The organism is Chitinophaga filiformis (assembly GCF_900102545.1).
GTDB classification, from domain to species: domain Bacteria; phylum Bacteroidota; class Bacteroidia; order Chitinophagales; family Chitinophagaceae; genus Chitinophaga; species Chitinophaga filiformis.
Genome location: NZ_FNBN01000013.1, coordinates 26848 through 48550 on the forward strand (window position 1 = coordinate 26848; position 21703 = coordinate 48550).

Annotated in this window: 24 protein-coding genes; 16 read left to right on the forward strand and 8 right to left on the reverse strand. The window is 45.0% G+C overall.

Annotated elements, in window-relative coordinates; genetic code table 11:
- Positions 1-31 precede the first annotated feature (31 nt).
- From BLR32_RS31650 to BLR32_RS31685, 8 genes are all read left to right on the forward strand, one after another.
- Complete coding sequence (locus BLR32_RS31650) at positions 32-913, forward strand: helix-turn-helix domain-containing protein (RefSeq protein WP_089838301.1); 882 nt, start codon at positions 32-34, stop codon at positions 911-913.
- 139 nt (positions 914-1052) lie between these two features.
- Positions 1053-1715, forward strand: coding sequence for a TetR/AcrR family transcriptional regulator (locus BLR32_RS31655; RefSeq protein ID WP_089838303.1), 663 nt, complete (start codon positions 1053-1055; stop codon positions 1713-1715).
- Entirely contained in the window at positions 1699-3024 is a 1326-nt protein-coding gene (locus tag BLR32_RS31660; protein WP_176842499.1) for a TolC family protein, read from the forward strand. The genes BLR32_RS31655 and BLR32_RS31660 overlap by 17 nt, the downstream gene beginning before the upstream one ends.
- Positions 3025-3060: 36 nt before the next feature.
- Positions 3061-4104, forward strand: coding sequence for an HlyD family secretion protein (locus tag BLR32_RS31665; protein ID WP_089838307.1), 1044 nt, complete (start codon positions 3061-3063; stop codon positions 4102-4104).
- Between the two features lie 4 nt (positions 4105-4108).
- Positions 4109-5707, forward strand: coding sequence for an MFS transporter (locus tag BLR32_RS31670; RefSeq protein WP_143011664.1), 1599 nt, complete (start codon positions 4109-4111; stop codon positions 5705-5707).
- 94 nt (positions 5708-5801) lie between these two features.
- Complete coding sequence (locus BLR32_RS31675) at positions 5802-6236, forward strand: DoxX family protein (protein ID WP_089838312.1); 435 nt, start codon at positions 5802-5804, stop codon at positions 6234-6236.
- Between the two features lie 162 nt (positions 6237-6398).
- Positions 6399-7349: a bifunctional helix-turn-helix transcriptional regulator/GNAT family N-acetyltransferase gene (locus BLR32_RS31680; RefSeq protein ID WP_089838314.1), complete on the forward strand. Its 951-nt coding sequence runs from the start codon at positions 6399-6401 to the stop codon at positions 7347-7349.
- Positions 7350-7481: 132 nt separating this feature from the next.
- Positions 7482-8552: a saccharopine dehydrogenase family protein gene (locus BLR32_RS31685; protein WP_176842500.1), complete on the forward strand. Its 1071-nt coding sequence runs from the start codon at positions 7482-7484 to the stop codon at positions 8550-8552.
- A 115-nt stretch (positions 8553-8667) separates the two neighbouring features.
- Here BLR32_RS31685 and BLR32_RS31690 read toward each other — a convergent pair whose 3' ends face one another.
- The 6 genes from BLR32_RS31690 to BLR32_RS31715 all read right to left on the reverse strand — a co-directional run bounded on the left by BLR32_RS31690 (position 8668) and on the right by BLR32_RS31715 (position 14447).
- On the reverse strand, positions 8668-9855 hold the full coding sequence (locus BLR32_RS31690; protein ID WP_089838319.1) for a DUF3570 domain-containing protein: 1188 nt from the start codon (positions 9853-9855) through the stop codon (positions 8668-8670).
- A gap of 27 nt (positions 9856-9882) precedes the next feature.
- Positions 9883-10119 (reverse strand): DUF4266 domain-containing protein, encoded by a 237-nt coding sequence (locus BLR32_RS31695; RefSeq protein WP_394331209.1) that lies wholly within the window; start codon positions 10117-10119, stop codon positions 9883-9885.
- Positions 10116-11063: an FAD:protein FMN transferase gene (locus BLR32_RS31700; protein WP_089838321.1), complete on the reverse strand. Its 948-nt coding sequence runs from the start codon at positions 11061-11063 to the stop codon at positions 10116-10118. The genes BLR32_RS31695 and BLR32_RS31700 overlap by 4 nt, the downstream gene beginning before the upstream one ends.
- Positions 11047-11490: a thioredoxin family protein gene (locus BLR32_RS31705; RefSeq protein ID WP_089838468.1), complete on the reverse strand. Its 444-nt coding sequence runs from the start codon at positions 11488-11490 to the stop codon at positions 11047-11049. The genes BLR32_RS31700 and BLR32_RS31705 overlap by 17 nt, the downstream gene beginning before the upstream one ends.
- A 189-nt stretch (positions 11491-11679) precedes the next feature.
- Entirely contained in the window at positions 11680-13815 is a 2136-nt protein-coding gene (locus tag BLR32_RS31710; RefSeq protein WP_089838322.1) for a glycoside hydrolase family 97 protein, read from the reverse strand.
- A gap of 302 nt (positions 13816-14117) precedes the next feature.
- Positions 14118-14447: a DUF3175 domain-containing protein gene (locus tag BLR32_RS31715; RefSeq protein ID WP_089838324.1), complete on the reverse strand. Its 330-nt coding sequence runs from the start codon at positions 14445-14447 to the stop codon at positions 14118-14120.
- Positions 14448-14564: 117 nt separating this feature from the next.
- Between BLR32_RS31715 and BLR32_RS31720 the strand changes: the two genes are divergently transcribed.
- The 3 genes from BLR32_RS31720 (at position 14565) to BLR32_RS31725 (ending at position 17271) form a co-directional block, all read left to right on the forward strand.
- Positions 14565-16172: an alpha-amylase family glycosyl hydrolase gene (locus BLR32_RS31720; protein WP_089838471.1), complete on the forward strand. Its 1608-nt coding sequence runs from the start codon at positions 14565-14567 to the stop codon at positions 16170-16172.
- A gap of 57 nt (positions 16173-16229) precedes the next feature.
- Positions 16230-16352 carry a hypothetical protein gene (locus tag BLR32_RS34535; protein WP_262487454.1) on the forward strand — a complete coding sequence of 41 codons (123 nt, stop codon included), beginning with the start codon at positions 16230-16232 and terminating at the stop codon, positions 16350-16352.
- A 79-nt stretch (positions 16353-16431) separates the two neighbouring features.
- Positions 16432-17271 (forward strand): universal stress protein, encoded by an 840-nt coding sequence (locus BLR32_RS31725; protein WP_089838327.1) that lies wholly within the window; start codon positions 16432-16434, stop codon positions 17269-17271.
- Between the two features lie 141 nt (positions 17272-17412).
- On the opposite strand, the gene BLR32_RS31730 is transcribed toward BLR32_RS31725, so the two are convergent.
- Complete coding sequence (locus BLR32_RS31730; RefSeq protein ID WP_089838329.1) at positions 17413-17811, reverse strand: DoxX family protein; 399 nt, start codon at positions 17809-17811, stop codon at positions 17413-17415.
- 201 nt (positions 17812-18012) lie between these two features.
- Between BLR32_RS31730 and BLR32_RS31735 the strand changes: the two genes are divergently transcribed.
- The 3 genes from BLR32_RS31735 to BLR32_RS31745 all read left to right on the forward strand — a co-directional run bounded on the left by BLR32_RS31735 (position 18013) and on the right by BLR32_RS31745 (position 19551).
- The gene (locus BLR32_RS31735) at positions 18013-18606 is read left to right on the forward strand and encodes a phosphatase PAP2 family protein (protein ID WP_089838331.1); all 594 of its coding nucleotides are present in this window, start codon (positions 18013-18015) and stop codon (positions 18604-18606) included.
- Positions 18607-18848: 242 nt separating this feature from the next.
- Complete coding sequence (locus tag BLR32_RS31740; RefSeq protein ID WP_089838333.1) at positions 18849-19088, forward strand: hypothetical protein; 240 nt, start codon at positions 18849-18851, stop codon at positions 19086-19088.
- A gap of 28 nt (positions 19089-19116) precedes the next feature.
- Positions 19117-19551: a VOC family protein gene (locus tag BLR32_RS31745; protein ID WP_089838473.1), complete on the forward strand. Its 435-nt coding sequence runs from the start codon at positions 19117-19119 to the stop codon at positions 19549-19551.
- Positions 19552-19647: 96 nt separating this feature from the next.
- Here BLR32_RS31745 and BLR32_RS31750 read toward each other — a convergent pair whose 3' ends face one another.
- Positions 19648-20046: a group III truncated hemoglobin gene (locus BLR32_RS31750; protein WP_089838475.1), complete on the reverse strand. Its 399-nt coding sequence runs from the start codon at positions 20044-20046 to the stop codon at positions 19648-19650.
- Positions 20047-20200: 154 nt separating this feature from the next.
- Between BLR32_RS31750 and BLR32_RS31755 the strand changes: the two genes are divergently transcribed.
- Together BLR32_RS31755 and ric are read left to right on the forward strand one after the other, a co-directional pair.
- Positions 20201-20635: an RrF2 family transcriptional regulator gene (locus BLR32_RS31755; protein ID WP_089838335.1), complete on the forward strand. Its 435-nt coding sequence runs from the start codon at positions 20201-20203 to the stop codon at positions 20633-20635.
- A 107-nt stretch (positions 20636-20742) separates the two neighbouring features.
- A complete protein-coding gene (ric, locus tag BLR32_RS31760) occupies positions 20743-21684 on the forward strand; it encodes an iron-sulfur cluster repair di-iron protein (RefSeq protein ID WP_089838337.1) in 942 nt (313 codons plus the stop codon).
- The last annotated feature ends 19 nt before the right edge of the window (positions 21685-21703 follow it).

A 21703-nucleotide genomic window follows, 5' to 3' on the forward strand; every position in this document is an offset into this window, starting at 1 on the left:
TTAGTTATCTTGCCTCATTCATATACCGGGGATGAAGGCTATTTCCACATATAACATCTCAAAACTATTAGATGTCTTTTCACAGGCAGCCAGGCGTGATGATTTTCTTTTTATAGGAGAAGAAAACTATACACCTTCTATCGAAGAACCTTTCAGAACAGATACGTATGCCATAGTATTTCTGAAAGAGGGACAGGTAGGCATCACTGTTGGATTGACTGCGGGTGTTGTGACCGGTCCTGCCCTGATAACAATCGGACCATACATCATCCGTAGCGTCCATAAGGTGGAAAACAATCCCCGCCTGGACCTGATCTTTTTCAAGGAAAGCTTCTTCCTGGAAAACCAGGCCAATATTTACTACCTTTTGAAGTACGGCTTTTTTGACAATGAAGATTCACATGTAATTCCCCTGTCGAACGAAAATGTACAGCGCTTCTCCGCCATCTATGACCTGCTGCGTGCTACCATCCAGGAAGGGCATCCTCATACAAACGATATTGTCAGAAGTTACCTGAACATCCTGCTCTGTGAAACAGACGCCGCTGCCGCCCGTTTAAAAGAAGCGGATCCGGAGCCCTCCGCCAGAGCACATCCCCTACTGGCCAATTTTAAGACGCTGCTGTCGAAAGAGGTCTTACAGCAACACTCAGTCAGATTCTACGCATCCCATCTGAATGTAACGCCCAAATACCTTTCAGAGGTCATAAAAGAACAAACCGGGAGAACTGCAGGAGAATGGATAGATCAAACCCTGATCCTTGAGGCCAAAGTATTGCTCCAGCGAAAAGACCTGAGCATCTCCCAGATAAGCGATCTGCTCCATTTCTCTGACCAATCCGTGTTCGGTAAGTTCTTTAAGGTAAATACCGGCATGTCACCTCTCACCTACCGGAACGCTCTCACCGAATAACAGTTCCTGTTCCCGGACCTAAACAACGGAAAAAACAACCAATCCCTCCTCTTAACAGTAAAAACGACGAATAACTCCGTCTTTCTGCCCTTTCCCCGCGCCCTGATCTGTATGACCTTTGTCCTGACAATCACAGATCATGAAAGAGCAGAAAAATCGTATTAAAGACTTACTCATCCTCACAGCAGAAGTGATGTTTGCAGAAAATGGTTATGAGGGAACAACCGTCAGAGATATTGCTGCCAAAGCAGGGATCAACCCTGCCCTTATATATTATCATTTTGAGTCGAAAGAACATCTGTACAGATCTATATTTGAACTAAGGCTTCGCCTGCTGACAGATTCACTCAACGCATTGCCGGTAAATGCAACGGCCAGCAGCTTTGAAAGGCTGCTTAGTTACGTAACGATTTACATCGCCGGTATCAGGGACAATTTCTATTTCTATCGTATTCTGAACAGTGAGATATTCTCCTTCCGGAACCACTCTTTTAAGACGGCGATCCTGGATACGGTGAAAGCCAGTGCTGACATATTCCGGAAGGTAGTAAAGACTGGCATCGCCGGGAATGAATTCCGCAATATTGACACAGACCTCTTTTTAATGACACTATTCCATCTGTTGCACCAGATCATTGGCAGGTCTCCCCTTGCCGGCGAGCTGCTCAACCTGGAAGAAATAACGGAAGAACAGATAAATGGACGTATCAAGAACTTTATCTGTCATCAACTCTGTCTGCCTGTACATCCATGTAACAACAGCCATAATAAAAGCATCAATTACCATGAAAAGTATAATTAAACAGGCGCTCACCGCCCTGTCAGCGATCCTTTTGTCCTTGCCCTCATCTGCGCAGGATTCCATTTATAAGATGTCCCTGCAGGATGTATTACAGCTGGCAAAACAGAAGAACAAACAGATCAGCATTTCACAAACGGAAGAAGATGCTGTAAATGCAGAACTCAGGGATGCACAGATCAGCAAACTTCCCCAGGTAAATATAAATGGCAGTTATCAGCGCTTCAGTAAAGTGACACTTTATGATGGCGGCCTGTCCGACGGACATAGCATCTCCCGCCCTCCAACACCTAACAGTGCAGCCCTGGGCATGGACGCCGCTGTCACCCTCTTTGCCGGTGGCAGACAAAATGCCGCCATCAGGGAACAGGAAATCAGGAAAGATCTTGCCTCCCTGAATACACTCGACCTGTCTGGCAATATCTTCCTTCAGGCAATATCCGCCTATCTCAATATCATACGCCTGCAGGAACAGGATACAGTGATCATTGAACAGATAAGACGTGCAGAAACACGTTATAAAAATATAGAAGCACTATTCCGCAATCAGCGAGTGACAAGAAGTGACCTGCTGAGAGCAAAGCTTATACTGGATAATCAGAAATTAAGCCGTGAACAGAACGAGAATGATCTTGCCATAGCTACCTCAAGGCTGAATGTATTACTGGATCTGCCACGGCATACACAAATTATTCCAACGGATTCTGTAAGTGGTGATAAACCTGCAACAGCCTCACTTACAAGCCTGGTCGATAATGTAAAGGAAACCTCCTATGCAGTACTAAGATCTCAGCAGCAGCAGAAATTGCAGGAAAACAGGCTAAAAGCCATCAGAGGAGCTTACCTGCCTACCTTACAGGCATTTTCCGCTTATGGTGTGAATTACCCCAACAACCTTGTTTTTCCACCTGTAGATCAGGCATACTCAGTTGGATTCATTGGCTTAAGAGCCCAATATAACCTCTCTTCCTTATATCATAACAGGAACAAGGAAAAAGCCGCAAAGCTTCGTCTGAATGCCTTACAAACACAGGAATCGGCTATCAGGGATAATGTTGCAGATGAAGCCAATTCCCTGTACATCAAATACAGCGAATCACTTGACAGGATAAGCGTCGCCGAATCTTCTATAGAACAGGCCAGCGCCAACTACAAGATCGTAAGCGCCAAGTACTTCAATCAGCTTGCACTGCTGACGGATCTGCTGGATGCAGACAATCTTTACCTGGAATCAAAATATAATCTTATTAAATCCCAGACAGACGCACTGGCCTTTTATTACAGATTACTATACACAAGCGGTAAACTCTGATCAGATCAATTGTACAATTCTTAAACCTTTCCCGATATGTCACAAGCAAACAATACAACCGGAAAAAAGATCAGCCAGATGATAATGACATCTCTAGCAGTTATTATTATCCTGATCGCTGTTATCTATTTCTATAAAATGTTCAACAGATCACGACACGTTGAAGAGACCAACGATGCGCAAGTGGAGGCGTATATCAACCCGGTATCGGCAAGAGCTGCAGGTTATATTCAGCAGATATTATTTGAAGAAAACCAATGGGTAAATAAGGGAGACACCCTCGTGATTCTCGATGACCGTGAATACAGGAACAAAGTACAGGAGGCCGAAGCCGCCTTACAGGATTCACACGCGCAGGAACTGGTACTGGATGCCAGTATCTCGGCAGCACAATCAGGTACCTATATCAACAAAGACCAGATCTCTTCCGCACAGGCCAGACTATGGCAACAGCAACAGGATATCAAAAGATATGAGAACCTGATAAAGGAAGAAGCGGCTACCGGTCAGGAGTACGAACAGGTAAAGGCACGATATGATGTAGCGATGAGTGATCTCAACGCTGCCAACAATACACTCAAAACCAGCTATTCAAAAATTGAAGAACTGAGAAGCAGAAAAAGCCTGCTGGCGGCAGACCTGAAAAGGAAACAAACGCAACTGGATTTTGCCCGCATCAATCTTGGATACACTGTGATCATTGCTCCATATAGCGGACGCCTGGGCAGAAAGGTCATCCAGGAGGGACAGCAGATTCAGGCCGGACAACCACTGGTTTCCATCGTCAATGAAAACAGTAAATGGGTGACCGCCAACTTCAAGGAAACACAGATGTCGGCCATGCAGGAAGGTAAGCTTGTGGACATAACAATTGATGCTATTCCGGGCAAAGTGTTCAAAGGTAAAATAGTCTCTATCTCTCCAAGTACCGGCGCTAAGTTTTCCTTATTACCTCCGGATAATTCAACAGGCAACTTTGTAAAGATCGCGCAACGTATTCCTGTAAAAATAGCATTTATTGATACCACACTTGCTGATGTCAGAGTTGGTATGAATGCAGTCATCATCGTTAAAAAATAGCATCATGAACGCACCGGACTTTTTCAAACCATGGGCGAAAAAAAGAAAGGGGTTTATCTGGATAGGCCTCTTCCTTGTTCTCCTCTCTGGCATTGTCCAATTCGGGCTCTATGCACTTAACCAGAACTATGTGGTAAGCCACTTTGGTGCGCAGCCGGAAGACGTCAGCCTGTCCCTGCAACTGACCTATGTAGGCATCCTGGCCATTCTGCCCATCCAGTTCAGGTTTCTGCGCTACTTTGAAAGAAGGTCCTATATGCTCTTCATTATTATTGCCGGTATTCTGCTCAGCATAGCCTGTCTGTACACTACAGATATCTTTGTCTTTATGGGCCTTCGACTGATGATAGGAATTGTAGTAGCCTGTATAGCGGGATCTGTTCTGACACTGTATTTTGCCAGCCTGCCTCCTGCAAAAGCTACTGCCATAGGCTCCACGATCTTTTATACAACGATCCTGGCTAATACGGTCATCATAGGCATATTGAGCGCCTGGGTCACAGATAATTATGACTGGCCTTCTATCTATAAATACCTGATAGCTTTCCAGGTTCTGGCGCTGCTTATTGTACTACTGTTGCTGAATCCCGGTACCGGTATGAAAAGATACCCTTTGTACCAGATAGACTGGTTCGGGTTTGTAGCAATGCTATCTACCGGGATCAGCCTGGCATATGCCTTTATCTATGGACCTAAATACTACTGGTTTACAGATTCGCGTATCGTATTGTCCGTCTTCATTGCAACGATGAGCATCGGAATATTGTATTACCGTCAGACAACGCTAAAGAGGCCATATCTCGATCCGGCAGTGTTTAAATCGAAACAGTTCATTACCGGCTTGCTGATACTGGTAGTATACTTTGGAGCAAAAGACAGCATTAACCTGATTTACGGATATTGTGCTACTGTGCTGAGATGGGACACATATAAAATTATGTGGCTGGCAGCATTTAACTTCTCAGCTATACTCATTTGTACTATCATAGCACTATTGATGCTTAGCAGGAAAGTACCATTTCGTGTGATGTTTATACTTGGACTAACATCGCTGGCTATTTATCATAGCTGGATGTATATCACCTTTACGCCGGATATCGCTTTCTTTGATCTTGCCTGGCCTGTTTTCTTCCAGGGCGCAGCATCAGGTTTTCTCTTTGTGCCTGTTGTTATTTACGCCGTTTCCGGTTTACCGGCATCCACAGGTTTTACCGGCATCAGTCTTGCTGCCATATCAAGGTTTATCACCGGCCTGAATAGTGCCGCCGGATTTTACACCCTGCAATTGTACTTTAACCAATTCAACAGGGAAAAATTCCTGCGTCACGTAACCAATGTGGATGACAATTTTTCACAAAGGTTCAATCAATTTGTACAATTGTTCCGTTCCAAAGGATTCAGTGCTGATCAGGCAAATGCCCTGGCAAATACCAATATCAACAGAGCGCTTATAGTACAATCCCAGTTAATGACCAATATGTATGTATTCAAGTTGATGTTCATTGTTTCGGTAACATTGTTGTTATTGATAATAATAGGGCCATTCTTCAACAAAGCCTTCCGTGCGCTGTTTAATGTTAAAAAAGTACCTGCTTTGAAGTGAGTAAGCGGGTATATCGTGGAATTATTTCTTAATCCAGGATAAGATTTCGGGGAATAATAACATCGATCTTTATTCTATTAAATTATTTAACGCAATGAATACCAATACCATTAATTTCTCCCAGCTATTTCTGAGGCTTGCCTTAGCAGCATCATTGCTATCTGCCGTGGCAGACAGGCTGGGGATATGGGGCCCTCCGGGAACAGTAAATGTGTCCTGGGGCAACTGGGAAAACTTTCTCGCCTATTCCAATAAACTGAACTTTTATGTATCTCCCCAGATAGGCAACATCCTGGCCATCCTGGCCACCGTGCTGGAGGTTATTTTCGGAGTGATGTTCCTGATAGGTTATAAAACCAGACTGGCATCATGGGGCACCTTCCTGCTGATGGTGATCTTTGCATTAAGTATGACTGTTGCATTGGGGGTTAAACCGCCATTATCCTATTCTGTATGGACAACAGCAGGAGCAGCAGCGTTGCTGGGATCCATCAACAGATATAAATGGAGCATTGATAACCTGAAATAAAGAAGCTCGTTCCTCTTGTTTAGTTACAAGCCTGCCTTTTAGTTTTAAGGCAGGCTTTTTTGCATAAATTTTCCCTGAAACTAAAAATAGTACTGCTTTTTCCAATAATATTTCTATATTTACGTAACCAGTTACATAATTAATTACATAAACAGTCGAGCTATGAGTTTCTTTGATACTGTGGGCAAGTTTGCCGTAGGAAGCAGGTTACGCTTATTGACGGAAAAAATAACAGAAGATGCCGCGCAGATTTACAACATGTATGGTATAGATATGAACCCCAAATGGTTTCCTGTATTTTATGTACTGTCGCGCGGCGAAGCTATGACCATTACCGCCATTGCCAAAGAGATAGGACACTCCCACCCTTCCGTGAGTAAGATTATCAGTGAGATGGTGGATAAAGGCCTTGTAAAAGAGAAAAAAGACAAAACTGACGGTCGTCGGAATATGGTCAGCCTTTCTCCCAAAGGCAAAGAGATCACCGGCAAAATAGAAGAGCAATATACCGACGTAAGGAATGCCATCGAAGCCATTTCTGCCAATACCAGGCACGACCTCTGGAACGCTATTGCAGAATGGGAGTTCCTACTGGAACAAAAGAGTCTTTTGCGCTGGGTGCAGGAACAGAAAAAGGAAAGAGAGAGCCGGAAGGTGAAGATCGTTGATTATCAACCGGCGTATCAGCAGGCGTTTAAAGACCTCAACGTAGAATGGATCTCTACCTATTTCAGGATGGAAGAGGCCGACTACAAAGCGCTGGATCATCCCCAGGAATACATACTGGATAACGGCGGACATATCCTCGTTGCTTTATATGACGATGTGCCCATGGGTGTATGTGCCCTTATCAAAATGAAAGATCCTGAATACGACTACGAACTGGCTAAAATGGCCGTGTCTCCGGCCGCTCAGGGTAAGAGCATTGGCTGGTTGCTGGGCAATGCCATCTTAGAAAAAGCAAGAGCATTAGGTGCGAAAAAGGTATACCTGGAGAGCAATACTGTGCTAAAGCCTGCGATTAATCTGTATCACAAATTAGGGTTTGAAAAGATAGTAGGACATCCTTCTCCCTACGAAAGATGTAATATACAAATGGAACGTGTGCTTTGACATCGTCATTCTAAAACATACGCTCGGGTAGGAGCGCCATGATTGTCGCCCCGGGTTTCAACCTGGGGTGGCGTCATGGAACCTCCGCAAACTATAATTTGTAGTTTGCCCTGTATCTTGTATTTTTCCCCCATGCAACGTAACAGAATCCTACTCTATGGAGCCAATGGTTATACCGGAGAACTGATTGCCCGGTATGCCGGTCAATACGGCTTGACACCTATCCTTGCCGGCAGAAAAAAGACTGCTATTGAGGCCCTTGCCAAAGAGCTCAACCTCGATTTCCGCATTATCGAACTGGATGATAGTACCGGCTTAAAAGCTGCCCTGGAAGATATCGCTCTGGTTATACAGGCCGCGGGCCCTTATCATATCACCGCTCAACCGATGATAGACGCCTGCATAGCCACCAATACGCATTACATTGACCTTAACGGCGACCTCGATGTATTTGAGTTACTGCATAAATATGATCAGCAGGCTAAAGCAAAAGATATTATGATATTGCCCGGCGCCGGTTTTGACGTTGTACCGACGGACTGCCTGGCATTATATCTGAAACAGCAATTGCCGGATGCCGACCATCTGACAATCGCTTTCGCTGTTATCGGCAGTGCCTTATCACGTGGTACATCCATCAGCACCTTACATAAACTGGGTACACCCGGCGCTACCCGTAAAAATGGACAGATCGCATATGAGCCTATGGGAAAGAGAGGTATGTCTGTCAAATTCCCGGGGCATCAACAGCCGGTATTTGTAATGAGTATTCCCTGGGGAGATATCAGTACTGCTTACTTCTCCACCGGCATACCCAATATCACGACATATACTGCCATTAACAAGGCAGCCTGGTATTTCCTGAAAGCCCAGTCTTTATTTAACTGGCTGTTAAAAACATCCTTCCTCAGAGGCATTCTGATGGGCATCTTTAAAATGCAATCTGCCGGCCCAAATCAGGCGGTTCGCGATAAAGCAGTGAGTCATATCTGGGGTAAGGTCACAAATGCAAAAGGAGCGTCCATAGAAGCCACTATGGAGACACCGGAGGCATACTCGCTGACAGCCTATGCGATACTGGTTATTGCAAAGAAAATTATAAACGGTGATTATAAGCCGGGGTATCAAACACCTGCCAGTGCTTATGGCCCTGATCTGGTTATGGAGATTCCGGAAGTAAAACGGGCGCTCATACAGAAATGAAAAAGAGGTGTATCAAAGATCTGATACACCTCTTTTTTTTGACACCTGATGAAAGCTTCTCATCGTTTAAACAACTCCCGGAGCTTCCATTTATTCCTGATACATCTTCTAAGCATTATTTAAACTTCAGGTTCACCGATACGATATTTGAACTCATGTTGATGTTCTTCACATAATGCCCATAACGTAATTCGATCATATTGAAATGCTGCATGCCTAATACTCCCCGCGGTGGCGCCAGACGGATACCAGCCCCTACAAAATTGCTGCTGAACTTTGAAAGATCATAATTGCTTGTATAGTACTGTTCGCCATTGGTATGCTGCTGATAGGGAGCAAAATATTTCACCGCCGACTGTGTGTAATACCTGTAAAAAGGGCTCACCGATACAAACGGTGTAATCTTTACCGGTACTTCTATACTGGCAGTATGCGAGGTCAGTCCCCAGTCATCAGTATAGAAACGGTAGTAAGTTCTTATAATAAACCTGTCTCCAAGGAAATAATTGGCCCTGAGTCCCAGCGGCACCTTCAGTCTTTTGTCCGGAAGTGTTTCCTGGTGTACCGATCCGTCAGTAAAATACACCCGGTAAAAAGGTAGTCCCAGATATCCCGACTGACTAACCAGGTCTGCCAGTAAAGTAACCTGCAGACGTTGATTGATGATCTGCGAATACGACAGGGAACCGGCGTAAGTATTCCTGTTAGCTGTAGGATAATTCTTATCCTCTTCACCGCCCGGCCGCAATTCTACAGGAGCGATCAACGTTACCCTGTCGAGGTAAGTCTGGAACTTAGCCGAGAACTCTCCGTTCCTATCCCTTGTTTTCTTTGCAAAGCTAACATTGGCGCCGAACGACTTGTAGTCAAACTCTGTTGAAGCAGATACCCCTATTCCGAATGTAGTACCCTTCTTTTCATTCTCTACACTCCAGGTCAATGAAGGATATATCCTGGTATCAGCATGAGACGCTGATGAATTGGCCTTCAGATCAATCCTGTCTGAAGAGGCGGAAGTATAGTTGTCCAGGCCAATCTCTATATCAAAAGTATGCTTACGGTTTTTCCTGTCATACTTAAACAACTTTACATCAAATACATTCGCAATGTCTGTCAGCTTTTGAGAACCAACGCCTCCTGTTACTGCTGCATTTTCTCCATTCTGATGATAATAGCTCGATATCAGGTTGATTTCCTCTACCTTTAATTTTCTGCTTTCATACCCTGTACTGTCTTTCACCTCCTGTGCATTGGCACGCAGAATAGCGAGGATAGCAGCGGCCGTAAAAAAGATCCGTTTCATTGATACATTGTTTCTTTGCTGCTGAAATTAATTACACCCGCATCCTCCGCCACTCTTTCCGGCATTCGCACCAGATGAGCCTTCCCGGTAAGATTGAAAGTTCAGCTCCGTTTTCTCTACTTTACGATTTCCCAGTACCATTTCCGAGTCATTTAGCCTATTCTTCTGGTATTCCTTCACTGTTGTACAGGAAGTGAAAGTGAGTGCAGCTAGCATGAATCCCAGCGCAATCCCTGTAGAAAAGCCTCTCCTGTTTGCCCTCATTGTAAATTGATGTTTTTTGATGTGTAGATGTTGTTATGATCGTCTATAATAATACAGCCCAGGTACCTGATCTGATTGATCATATTCAGACCTGCCTTGATTCCCATGATCGTTACCGGCGTTGCCATGGCATCCGCGATCTCTGCATTCGGGCTGATAATAGTAACGCTTTTAATACCGGTAACAGGCAAACCTGTTTTCGGATTAATGGTATGTGAATACCGCTTGCCATTAATGGTGATATATTTCTCATAATTCCCTGATGTAGCCACTGCCATGTCTGTGATGTTCATATAGGAAAATGGCAGATGAGCATTGTCGGGATGTGCTATACCAATGGTCCAGGGGGTATTGTCAGGCTGTAGCCCCCAGGTGGTCAGATCGCCGGAAGCATTTACAATACCGCTTTTTACGCCTTCCCGTTTAAGCAGGGCCTTTGCCATTTCTGCAGCATATCCTTTGCCTATGCCACCAAATCCGATGCGCATGCCTTTTTCCTTCAGCAATACACTGCAGTTCTCTGCATCCAGTATTATGTTCCGATAGTTAATAAGCCTGACCATCGCCTTTGCCGTTGCCTCATCGGGCAATGCAGTCATTGACCGGTCAAAGTTCCAGAGCCGTTTATCAATCGAGCCATAAGTGATATCGAAAGCCCCGTCTGTAACACCCGAGATCCGGATGGAGCGTTGTATGAGCTCAAAAACCTCACGGTCTACTTTCACCGCACTGATACCTGCCTGCCTGTTGATCTGATTCGTCTGGCTGTCATCATTAAAAGTAGTCAGCAATTGCTCGATACGGCTGATCTCCGCTATTGCCAGGTCTATCTTCTCCTGTGCCCAACGTTCATCTTCAGCAACTACAGTGATCTCGAATGTATTGCCCATCAACCTCTGTGTCCGCTTAAAGGCGATCAGTGTCTGCTCAGTGTTTGTTAGCATCACAAATACTTTTTACCTGCCGGGTAAAAAGGGCCGCATCCGCTTTCGGCAGACCGTCCCAGGAAGCAATAACCTTACCGTCGGCATTCAATAAAACAGTAAAGGGAAATTTGCCCATAGGATTGTATTTGTCGGCGAGTGCCTCATTCTGTAATTGCACCTGCTTATCCGGCTGATTCTTTTTGTTGCGGGGGAAGTCAGCATTTACCATAATCAATGTAGTGTCAGCCATCCCCGAAAATTGTTCACTGTCAAATATCTCCTTCTTCAACCTGATGCATGGTCCACACCAGTCAGAACCGGAAAAGTTCAATAGAATAAGCTGATCTTTTTCTCTTGCAATCTTTTTTGCTGTTTCAAAATCCGGCTGCCACGCTGTAAAAGACATGGCCATTAGTCCAATCAGACCGGCAAATAAATATTTCATTTTCATCACATGATTATACTATTGTTCAAATGTAGATGTCAATTCTGGTTAGATTCTGAAGAAATCCTGTATTGCATTAAAAGGTCCTGAATTTAACATTCCTTTAATCCATCGCTCATGTATTACACCTTTATATAAACATAAAAGCCCCGCATTGCTGCGGAGCTTTTTAACACATAAAGATTTTCCCTATTTCTTCAATGCCTTAATAGCCGCATCATCCGCCTCTACTACACTGATAGCATATCCTCCACCTGGCGCACACTGCTGTGACAATATGGATTTATTTGTCACCACCATTTTCCTGATCTGATACGCCTGAGGATTCTTCTCATAATGCGCATCTTTTTTATCACTATAAATAGTAGCGATATATTTCTTGCCGGCATCCAGGTAATCAAAACTAATCTTCGATACACGGCCGTTTTCATCGCAGGTACTACCGATGAACCAGCTGCTCTTACCTTTAGCCTTACGTGCAATCGTAATATAGTCTCCCGGTTCTGCTTCGAGTATCTTCGTATCATCCCAGTCGATGGCCACATCCTTGATGAACTGGAAAGCATCCATATATTTCCGGTAAGTCTCAGGGAAGTCAGCCGCCATCTGCAAAGGACTGTACATCGTTACATACAGTGCCAGCTGGCGTGCAAGGGTACTGCGCACCCAGGAAGTGTTCTCCGGATTATAAGCGCTGACCTTCATCTGGAAAATACCGGGTGTATAATCCATCGGTCCTCCTATCAGACGTGTAAACGGAAGGATAGTGGTATGATCCGGATTGTTACCACCGAAGGCCTCATATTCTGTGCCCCTGGCAGACTCCTGTCCGATCAGGTTAGGATAGGTGCGGGAAAGGCCTGTCATATGCACAGACTCATGTGCATCCACCATAATATGATATTCCGCTGCTTTGGTAACGGCATACAGATAGTGATTGACCAGCCATTGTCCGTAGTGATGCTCTCCCCTTGGAATGATATTGCCTACATAACCGCTCTTTACGGCATTATAGCCATTGGCGACCATAAACCTGTATGCAGTATCCATATGCCGCTCATAGTTACGAACGGAAGAGGAAGTTTCATGATGCATGATGATCTTTACACCCTTGCTGGCAGCATAACGGTGTAACTCCTGTACATCGAAATCGGGATATGGTGTCAGAAAGTCAAATACATAATCTTTCGTTTTACCGAACCAGTCTTCCCAGCCCTGGTTCCATCCTTCCACCAGCACAGCATCAAATCCATTTTCAGCCGCAAAATCAATGTATTCCTTCACATGGGCGTTATTGGCCCCATGCCTGCCGTTCGGCTTCGTTTTGGAATAGTCTGTAACGCCTAACTGTATGTTCTCAAGATCCGTATAGGCCCAGGTACTTTTTCCCGTGATCATCTCCCACCATACACCCACATATTTCACCGGTTTGATCCAGGAAGCAGGATCTTTATATTTCGTAGGCTCGTTCAGATTGTAGATCAGTTTAGAGGCCAGGATATCACCGGCCTTGTCGCTCACGATCACTGTTCTCCAGGGCGACTTACATGGCGCCTGCAGATAACCTTTATCTCCTACCGCATCAGGCGTCAGGAAAGACCTGAGTACAAAATTCTTATCATCCAGCTCCAGCGATAAAGCAGCATACTCAATCAATGCCGCTTCATGGATATTAATATACAGGCCATCCTTACTCTTCATCATCAATGGCGTTTGCAGTCCGGTAGGAGAAAAAACGGTCTGTGAAGCATTAGGCGTAACCGCCTCTTTCATCTTTCCTCTTACTTCGGATAGATTGGAAGTAACGGTACTGTATTCCTGGGTATCGTAATCTCCCGGCAGCCAGAAAGCTTTATGATCGCCTGCCAGTGCAAACTCTGTCCGTTCTTCTTTGATCACAAAATAAGTCAGGTGCCGCTGTTGCGGAAACTCATAACGGAATCCCAGCCCGTCATTGAACAACCTGAAACGGATGATCAGGGTACGATCTGTAGAGACCTGGTGTAAATTCACTTCCAGTTCATTATACTGGTTGCGGATGTCTTTTACCTCACCCCATACCGGCTGCCAGGTTTCGTCAAAAGAAGACGTTTTAGTACCAGCCACCTCAAAGCTGTCTATAAAAGAAGCATCCGCCTTTAGTTCCAACCCCAAATGACTGGGTTTAATCACGTCCTTACCCTTGTAATTCAGGGCATAGGTCGGAATCCCGTTTTGCTGTATAGAGAACTGTAAGTGCAGATTTTTGTCCGGTGATGTCAATTCCTGGGCTCCGCCCATTTTCCACAGGAAAAGGCAACAGATGAAAATAATAGTTTTGCGCATGCTGTGTAATTTAATGTAGCGATATACTGCTGGTGATATAACGTGAAATGTTAAATTAACCACCAATATAATAATTGTGCGCAAAAAGTGAGTTGTTTTTCATCCGGCTGCGATACGAATGCCACCGGCAACGCAGGCTATTCACTATCTTCATTAGTCGTCCGGGAAAACCGCCCCTCCTGATAGTCTCTATACGAAATTAGCTTCATCGCTTGTTCTCTGCTTCTTCTCTCCTAGTTCTACCCCTGTTCTCTGCTTGTTCTCTCCCGGCTTTTCAGTTAAAATAACATCAGGATAAACAGCTATTCCTCCTTACCAAATACCTTCCTTAATTCATCCTTTGCATCTTCCAGTACATGCTGCTGTTTTTCAGGCAGGTTCTTTCCGGCCCTGTTGATATAAAAGTTCAACATAGACATTGCTGATTGATAAGGCGTGCCTTTTTTACGTCTGCTCCTGGTAGCAGATCTTTTCAGGGAACGGGCAATTTCCTCCGGATTACTGCTTTTAAAGATCCCTCCTTTCAGGTCCAATGCATCGCTTGTCCGGGAAACCCGGGCGGACCATTTTCTCCCGGATCTTTTTCTCCCTGCTTTACCAACGGTATGTTTTTTTGCTCTGGGTCTTGCCATGGTAGTATGTTTTCATGATCTCCACAAGCTTCAGGCCGGAACTATTGCTGATCCTGCCTGTTAAATTCTGGCAAAAATGTTGTGAACACAAAGCGTATCATTAAAAAACTCATCAGCATGGTAACGATCTTCGACAAATGGTGGCAGACAGGTGTAATATACCAGATATATCCCCGTTCTTTCCAGGACAGCAATGGCGACGGCATCGGCGATCTCAGAGGCATTATAAGCAGACTGGATTATCTTCAATGGCTGGGCATAGACGCTGTCTGGCTCTCGCCCATCTATCCGTCTCCCATGGCTGATTTCGGTTATGACATTGCCGACTATACGGATATACATCCGTTATTTGGCGCTATGCAGGATTTCGATGCCCTGTTGAACGAAGTACACAAGAGAGGAATGAAGTTGTTACTTGACCTCGTGCCTAATCATACATCAGACCAGCATCCCTGGTTCCTGGAGTCGCGTTCCTCTCTTGATAATCCCAAACGGGACTGGTATATCTGGCATGATCCGTTGCCGGATGGCGGTGTTCCCAACAACTGGCTGAGCGTATTCGGAGGTGAGGCCTGGGAATGGGATGCTACCACACAACAGTATTACTACCATGCATTCCTGAAAGAACAACCCGACCTTAACTGGCGGAATCCTGCCGTACAGGAAGCCATGTTCGACGTCATGCGTTACTGGCTCAAAAAGGGTGTGGACGGCTTCAGGGTGGATGTGATGTGGCACATGATCAAAGACAAGCAGCTCCGCAATAACCCTGTCAATCCGGATTACGAACAACACATGCCCACCTATTCACAGCAGCTTCCTGTTTACTCAACAGATCAGCCGGAAGTGCATGACGTGGTGCGAAAGATGAGACAGGTTATGGACGAGTTTGAAGGCGACCGGGTAATGATAGGAGAAATATACTTGCCCATCAAGCAACTGATGACCTATTACGGGGCAGACAACAAAGGCGCTCATCTCCCTTTCAACTTCCAGCTGCTGTCACTGCCATGGGAAGCATCGTCTCTCTCTGTAGCCATCGATCAATATGAAGGCGCACTTCCTGCTCAGGGATGGCCCAACTGGGTATTGAGTAACCATGACCAGCATCGTATTGCCAGCCGTGTGGGACAGCTACAGGCAAGGGTAGCTGCAATGTTACTGCTTACCCTTCGTGGTACGCCGACCATCTACTATGGCGATGAAATAGGCATGCGCAATGTGGCCATTCCTTTCGATGAAGTACAGGATCCGCAGGGACTGAATATGCCGGACAAGAACCTCAGCAGGGATCCTTCCCGTACGCCCATGCAGTGGGATAACAGTGTAAATGCGGGATTTACAACAGGTAAACCCTGGCTGCGGCTGTCAAAGACATATCAAAGGGTAAATGTGAATGCACAGCAGACGGATGCTTATTCCATGCTCTCACTCTACAGGCAACTCATTGCTTTACGCAGACGGGAACCCTCGCTGACAACAGGTGACTATACGCCCGTATTTTCAGATAACCAGATCCTTGCCTTTATGCGACAACAGGAAGGGCATTCCAGTTTTCTGATCGTATTAAATCTGACACATCTGCCCTGTTATTTCAGGCCGGCTAATTTCCCCTTCCGCGGCCGTATTGAAGTTGCTACTTTTCCCGAAACGGAGGGCAGCATAGTAAACGATACTATCAGCCTGGACGGGGATGAGGGAATGGTAATAAGGCTGGAAAGGTAATGCCTACTTCTAAGCGTATGGATTATTCCACGCTTCTGCTGTCTCTTGCAAATCATTATGACCAATAGACACACTGCATTAGCCCGGAAAGAAGACGTTCCTGCACTTGAATCACTTGTTAACAGCGCTTACAGAGGTGGCAGCTCCGTCAGGGATGGACACATGAAGCAGACCTGCTGAATGGTCGGCGTGTGGCTAAGCGTGAGATGATAAAACACTGGCCTGATTTTTTCACGCTTTTTATTAAACACCTCATCACATGCAAACCATCCTCGTACTTACAGACTTTTCCGATGTAGCGCTACGGGCTGCTAATTACGCTATTCATCTGGCCAATCAGCTGCATAGCAAACGCATCATTTTACTTAATGCATACCAAAGCCTGGAACCTGTCGCCAACATACCGGTCACGCCTGAAATACCTGTTGTACAGGCCAATCCGGATGAGTTATATAAAGAGAGTACTATGCAGCTGGATAATCTTCGCAGTATGCTGGAACAAGCTGCTGCCGGTATCACAATTGATACCATGTCAGATGATGATATCCTGGAAGAAGCTGTAAAAAAACTGATCAGCAAAGAACATGTAGACCTGGTAGTAGCTGGTCTTGCCGATAAATCAAACCTGGAGAAATTTCTGGTGGGCAGTCATAGTATACGGGTAATGGAAAACTGTGATTATCCATTGGTGATCGTCCCCCAGGATGCGAGGATAACACCACTTGAAAAAGTACTGCTGGCTGTGGATTTTGACATACTCAGGCGTGGAAAGTCATTACCCAGACTGGTTGAAATTCTCAACAATTTACACGTAGAACTATTCGTAGTTAATGTTGCCAACGACGAAGGTTACTCTGTCGAAACGCAGGAAGATATTAAACACATCCATCAGTTACTCGACAAATATCACCCTTCTTTCAATTACATAGAAGACAAGAATGTAGTTAACAGTATCAACGAATTTGCTGGTCAGCACGACATTTCACTGATCATCGCTATTCATGAAAAGAAAAGTCTGCTGGCTACTATATTCCAGAAAAGCGTCTCGAAGCAATTAGCCTGGCAAAGTAATGTTCCGTTGCTGATCATTCCTGCTTGAGAGAATGATGTTCAGATTGTCACTGTAGGATTAAAAAACTTCCGGGATATACATTTCTCTGCAATTCCCTGATACTTCTATCGTATTTAAAGGCTGCCGGATGATTATGTATATCCCGTAAGTTTCTTTTATTTATTCAGATCAGATCACAGCTAATGATGCGGTTCCTTTTACTGCTTCAAAACGTTTCCAGGCATAATAAGGTAGCAGCATAATCAATAATGCCACTACAGGTGCGATCAGTTCTCCGATAGGGTCACCTACTGCTACACGGGAACAGAATGCCCCGATGAAGTTGATGGCAAAACCTGCAAATGCCCATTCTTTCAGGGTCCTGAATTTAGGCTGCAGAATAGCAAGAGCGCCCAGCAACTTGGCTACACCAAAGATGGTCAGCACGTATTCCGGATATCCCAGATGCTTCATAATGGCCACACCTGTTGCTTCATGTGTGATCCCTCCTATACTATCCATCAGCATCAATAATGCAAAAATGCCTGTTGATACCCAGTAGAAAATTCTGATCTTGTTCGTTTTCATAATTGTCTGTTTTATGATGCAAACATATCAGCATTTTCTGAGGTAGGTAATGTGCGATTCGGACAGCTTGAGGGGTAATTCAGGACATTACCGTTCCCACTAATTTCCTGTAACATCCGCCACGATATTACAGCCATTCCGCCTTTATTTAGTAAATTGATCCGCAGGGCATCTGACCAGGCGATCATTTAAAGACAGGACATGAAAAGTATTACCCGGATATATCTGACATTATTATTGCTGACCACAGCTCCTCCCTTTAGCTTCGCCCAATCAGGGCTGCAACGTTTCGACGACCACACACTCGAATACCTCGAAGCCCATCGTACACCCGAACAAACCAAAGCCTGGCTGTTCATCTCCAACACGAACGACTATGTGAATGTGGCCATTCCTGCCGGTCTGCTGGTTGCGGGCATCATCGACCACAATCCTGACATGCGTCAGAATGCCCTGTATGTTGCCACCAGTACTGCCACCACTTTCCTGTTGAATACGCTGATCAAGAAATTGGTCAGGCGCCCCCGGCCCTTTATATCAAATGTTCATCTTACCGCGGTCTATCAGCCTTCTTCTACTTCTTTCCCTTCCGGGCATACGTCGTCTGCCCTCAGTTCTGCAACTGCCCTGGTACGGGCTTATCCTAAGTGGTATGTGATTGCACCGGCTTTCTTATGGTCGGGCGCTGTAGGTTATTCGCGGATGTACCTGGGCGTACACTATCCTACCGATGTTACAGCGGGGGCTTTGTTGGGGGTTGGAACTGCATTTGGACTTGGTTTTATCAGGCCATAACTACTGATCATTATACTTTGATCATCTTCGCTACAGTTGTCACATTACTGGGATATTCTCCGCAGATACCCCAACTCTCGCATTGCGGGCATCCAAAATGTCCCATTCTCCCCCCTAATATGTCGTTTTTACGACCCGGGCAACCAAAAGGTTTCACATATTTTTGCAACCATAAGGTTCCATGAAAGATCCTTTAATGGCCGAGCCTGATTAAAACCTACAAACCTGAAACTTTTATGTATATGGTAGAAGTATTCAAAACCAATGTTAACAACCGGGAGCATGCTCGCACGTTCCTTACACAGATGCAAAGAATACACGCCGATTACAAAGCAAATTTTGATCTGGAAGACCGTGACAGGATACTGCGAGTGGAGTGTATATCCGGTACCGTTATTCCATCAGTAATAATTAATCTGCTGAGAAAAAGCGGATTTGAAGGAGAAGTGCTGGAAGACGAAGTGATCATTCCTCATGCGTGATTCTAAAAAATCTATAAACCTACAAGAAATGGCAACACAAATTTTCGTGGAATTACCTGTTAAAGACCTGGAAAAATCCAAAGCATTCTTCACCACACTGGGCTTCGAATTCGATCAGCAATTTACGGATGAGAAAGCAACCCGTTTCATTATCGGTGAGAACATCTATGTAATGTTGCTGGTGGAAGATTTCTTCAGATCACTGATCCAAAAAAATATTGCTGACACCTCGAAATCTGCGGAAGTAATTAATTCCTTCTCCGTGGATAGCAAGGAGAAAGTAGACGATCTTGGCGACAAAGCGCTGGCTGCCGGCGTATGGGCAGACAGTAAGGCGGAGGACTGTGGCTGGATGTATGCCCGCGCTTTCCAGGACATAGACGGCCACCTCTGGCAGGCCATGTACATCGATCTCAGCGCTATGCCTACTGCAGAAGCAAGCGTGTCGGCAGACCAGGCCTAAAATTTACACGCCATTATTCTCCTTTCGCCATCTGATACTACACCGGAGTATAGGACAATTTATCCGCTTCTGCAGATGATTTATTCTATGCTCCGGTTAGTTATTATTATTGGGCGTAAATCCCAGCATGGACTGCATGATCCTTGCTATATTCTTAGCACGCGCTTTGGCATTGTCAGCCACCTCTCCCTGGAACAGTGTATCCACCGTGCCATTGAAAAGTGACAACCACTGACTAAAATGACTGGGGTCTATGGGCAGAGAAAAATGTTTACTCATAGGATCTCCCTTATACTTGCCGGAATACAACAGCATCGTACTCCAGAAATTACACATGATCTGCAGGTGTGGTCCCCAGTCGGCAATCGCTTCCTCAAATACAGGCCCGAGCAATTCATCTGCTCTTACCTTGTCATAAAATGTATACACAAGTTTTGCTACATCTTCATCTGTCTGAATATCTGCCAGCGGCTGCCTTAACTCAATATCTGTCATAACTGTAATCTTACCTTTTTTTAATCTCAACGGCGATGTAATAACCATATCATCTACCGCTTACTGTTGTCAAAGTTATGGCTTTTTATTAATTAAAAGACTTTTTTGTCTTTTAATAAAAATCTGTACTATATTTGCTCCATAAATTGAAAGGATGTTTTCAAAGACTTGTGAATATGCCATCCGGGCGATGATATTTATTGCGCAGCAATCGAAGGATGGAAGCAGAGTGGGAATCAAAGAGATCGCGAAGGGAATAGATTCTCCCGAGCACTTCATTGCAAAGATCTTACAGGACCTTGGCAGAAAAGGTGTTGTACAGTCGCTGAAAGGTCCTACCGGTGGATTCTACCTGGATAACAGCGGAAGGAAAACAACCCTCGCCACCATTGTGAAAGCTGTAGATGGAGACGATATCTTTTCCGGTTGTGGCCTCGGACTGAAACAATGTTCAGATAAACATCCCTGCCCTCTTCACCATGAGTTTATCAATATCAGAAAAGATATTACCAACATGCTGAATAAAACCAAGGTAGGCGATCTCCAGGAACAGCTGGACAAAAAACTGACATTCTTACGCAGAGACTAAAAATTTTTGAAATAATAAAGGATAAAAAGGTATTAATATCTATTATATAATAACTGCAATTCATAGGTACCACAAATGATCATTTATTGACTATAAATACGCTTGAGATGAATACTACAAGAATCTTAGATGTGCCTACCCTGGCACCGGCTGTAAAACACCAGACCATTATCGAGGCTTTTGACGCACTGCTTCCCGGTGAAGAGTTTATTATACACAACGATCATGATCCTAAACCGCTTTATTATGAGCTGATCAGTAAAAAGGGGAATATTGTCACCTTCGATTACCTGGAGAACGGTCCTTCACTGTGGCGGGTGCTGGTGAAAAAAAGAGATGCTCATCCCGACCAGGTAACCGTAGCAGACATGGCAGCAGCCGATTACCGCAAGGCGGATGTATTTGCCAAACACGGTATTGACTTCTGCTGTGGTGGTAATATTACATTGAAAGAAGCTGCCCGCCGGCGCGGCATAGATGAAGCGATACTTCTCGCTGAACTGGATAAGGTAACTAAAGAAGCCGTGCCGGCAACCGAGGATTACATCAACCAGGATCTGCATATACTGATTAATCACATTGTCGGTACCCATCATCAATATGTCAGAGAGAATGCGCCCATTATAGAGCAGCTGGCTGTTAAAGTAGCCCGCAGGCATGGCAAGGAACATCCTGAGTTAGCTGAACTGGAAACCGGTACCATCGCCTTCCTGGATGACCTGCAGCAACACCTGGAAAAAGAAGAACGGATATTATTTCCCGCTATCGTTCAGTTGGAAGAATTACGGACGAAAGAAGCATCACCTGCAAAGAGCTTTATACTGAGTGCTATCAAAGTGATGCGTGCTGAACATGATACTTCCGGCGAAGACCTCCGTACTTTCCGGAAACTCACTAACGACTATGCCCTACCGCAAGGCGCCTGCAATTCCTATACATTGCTTTTTGAAAAAATGAAAGCATTTGAGGCAGACCTCCTGCGCCATATCCATCTCGAAAATAACATCCTGTTTCCAAAAGCTGTTCAGCTTGAGCAGGCGTTGTCGTAATAACGCCCTCCTCACTTAG

Bases quoted from the DNA above. Each gene is read 5' to 3' on its own strand.
- BLR32_RS31650 (WP_089838301.1), top strand. From the start codon at position 32: ATGAAGGCTATTTCCACATATAACATCTCAAAACTATTAGATGTCTTT.
- BLR32_RS31655 (WP_089838303.1), top strand. From the start codon at position 1,053: ATGAAAGAGCAGAAAAATCGTATTAAAGACTTACTCATCCTCACAGCA.
- BLR32_RS31660 (WP_176842499.1), top strand. From the start codon at position 1,699: ATGAAAAGTATAATTAAACAGGCGCTCACCGCCCTGTCAGCGATCCTT.
- BLR32_RS31665 (WP_089838307.1), top strand. From the start codon at position 3,061: ATGTCACAAGCAAACAATACAACCGGAAAAAAGATCAGCCAGATGATA.
- BLR32_RS31670 (WP_143011664.1), top strand. From the start codon at position 4,109: ATGAACGCACCGGACTTTTTCAAACCATGGGCGAAAAAAAGAAAGGGG.
- BLR32_RS31675 (WP_089838312.1), top strand. From the start codon at position 5,802: ATGAATACCAATACCATTAATTTCTCCCAGCTATTTCTGAGGCTTGCC.
- BLR32_RS31680 (WP_089838314.1), top strand. From the start codon at position 6,399: ATGAGTTTCTTTGATACTGTGGGCAAGTTTGCCGTAGGAAGCAGGTTA.
- BLR32_RS31685 (WP_176842500.1), top strand. From the start codon at position 7,482: ATGCAACGTAACAGAATCCTACTCTATGGAGCCAATGGTTATACCGGA.
- BLR32_RS31690 (WP_089838319.1), bottom strand. From the start codon at position 9,855: ATGAAACGGATCTTTTTTACGGCCGCTGCTATCCTCGCTATTCTGCGT.
- BLR32_RS31695 (WP_394331209.1), bottom strand. From the start codon at position 10,119: ATGAGGGCAAACAGGAGAGGCTTTTCTACAGGGATTGCGCTGGGATTC.
- BLR32_RS31700 (WP_089838321.1), bottom strand. From the start codon at position 11,063: ATGCTAACAAACACTGAGCAGACACTGATCGCCTTTAAGCGGACACAG.
- BLR32_RS31705 (WP_089838468.1), bottom strand. From the start codon at position 11,490: ATGAAATATTTATTTGCCGGTCTGATTGGACTAATGGCCATGTCTTTT.
- BLR32_RS31710 (WP_089838322.1), bottom strand. From the start codon at position 13,815: ATGCGCAAAACTATTATTTTCATCTGTTGCCTTTTCCTGTGGAAAATG.
- BLR32_RS31715 (WP_089838324.1), bottom strand. From the start codon at position 14,447: ATGGCAAGACCCAGAGCAAAAAAACATACCGTTGGTAAAGCAGGGAGA.
- BLR32_RS31720 (WP_089838471.1), top strand. From the start codon at position 14,565: ATGGTAACGATCTTCGACAAATGGTGGCAGACAGGTGTAATATACCAG.
- BLR32_RS34535 (WP_262487454.1), top strand. From the start codon at position 16,230: ATGACCAATAGACACACTGCATTAGCCCGGAAAGAAGACGTTCCTGCA.
- BLR32_RS31725 (WP_089838327.1), top strand. From the start codon at position 16,432: ATGCAAACCATCCTCGTACTTACAGACTTTTCCGATGTAGCGCTACGG.
- BLR32_RS31730 (WP_089838329.1), bottom strand. From the start codon at position 17,811: ATGAAAACGAACAAGATCAGAATTTTCTACTGGGTATCAACAGGCATT.
- BLR32_RS31735 (WP_089838331.1), top strand. From the start codon at position 18,013: ATGAAAAGTATTACCCGGATATATCTGACATTATTATTGCTGACCACA.
- BLR32_RS31740 (WP_089838333.1), top strand. From the start codon at position 18,849: ATGGTAGAAGTATTCAAAACCAATGTTAACAACCGGGAGCATGCTCGC.
- BLR32_RS31745 (WP_089838473.1), top strand. From the start codon at position 19,117: ATGGCAACACAAATTTTCGTGGAATTACCTGTTAAAGACCTGGAAAAA.
- BLR32_RS31750 (WP_089838475.1), bottom strand. From the start codon at position 20,046: ATGACAGATATTGAGTTAAGGCAGCCGCTGGCAGATATTCAGACAGAT.
- BLR32_RS31755 (WP_089838335.1), top strand. From the start codon at position 20,201: ATGTTTTCAAAGACTTGTGAATATGCCATCCGGGCGATGATATTTATT.
- ric (WP_089838337.1), top strand. From the start codon at position 20,743: ATGAATACTACAAGAATCTTAGATGTGCCTACCCTGGCACCGGCTGTA.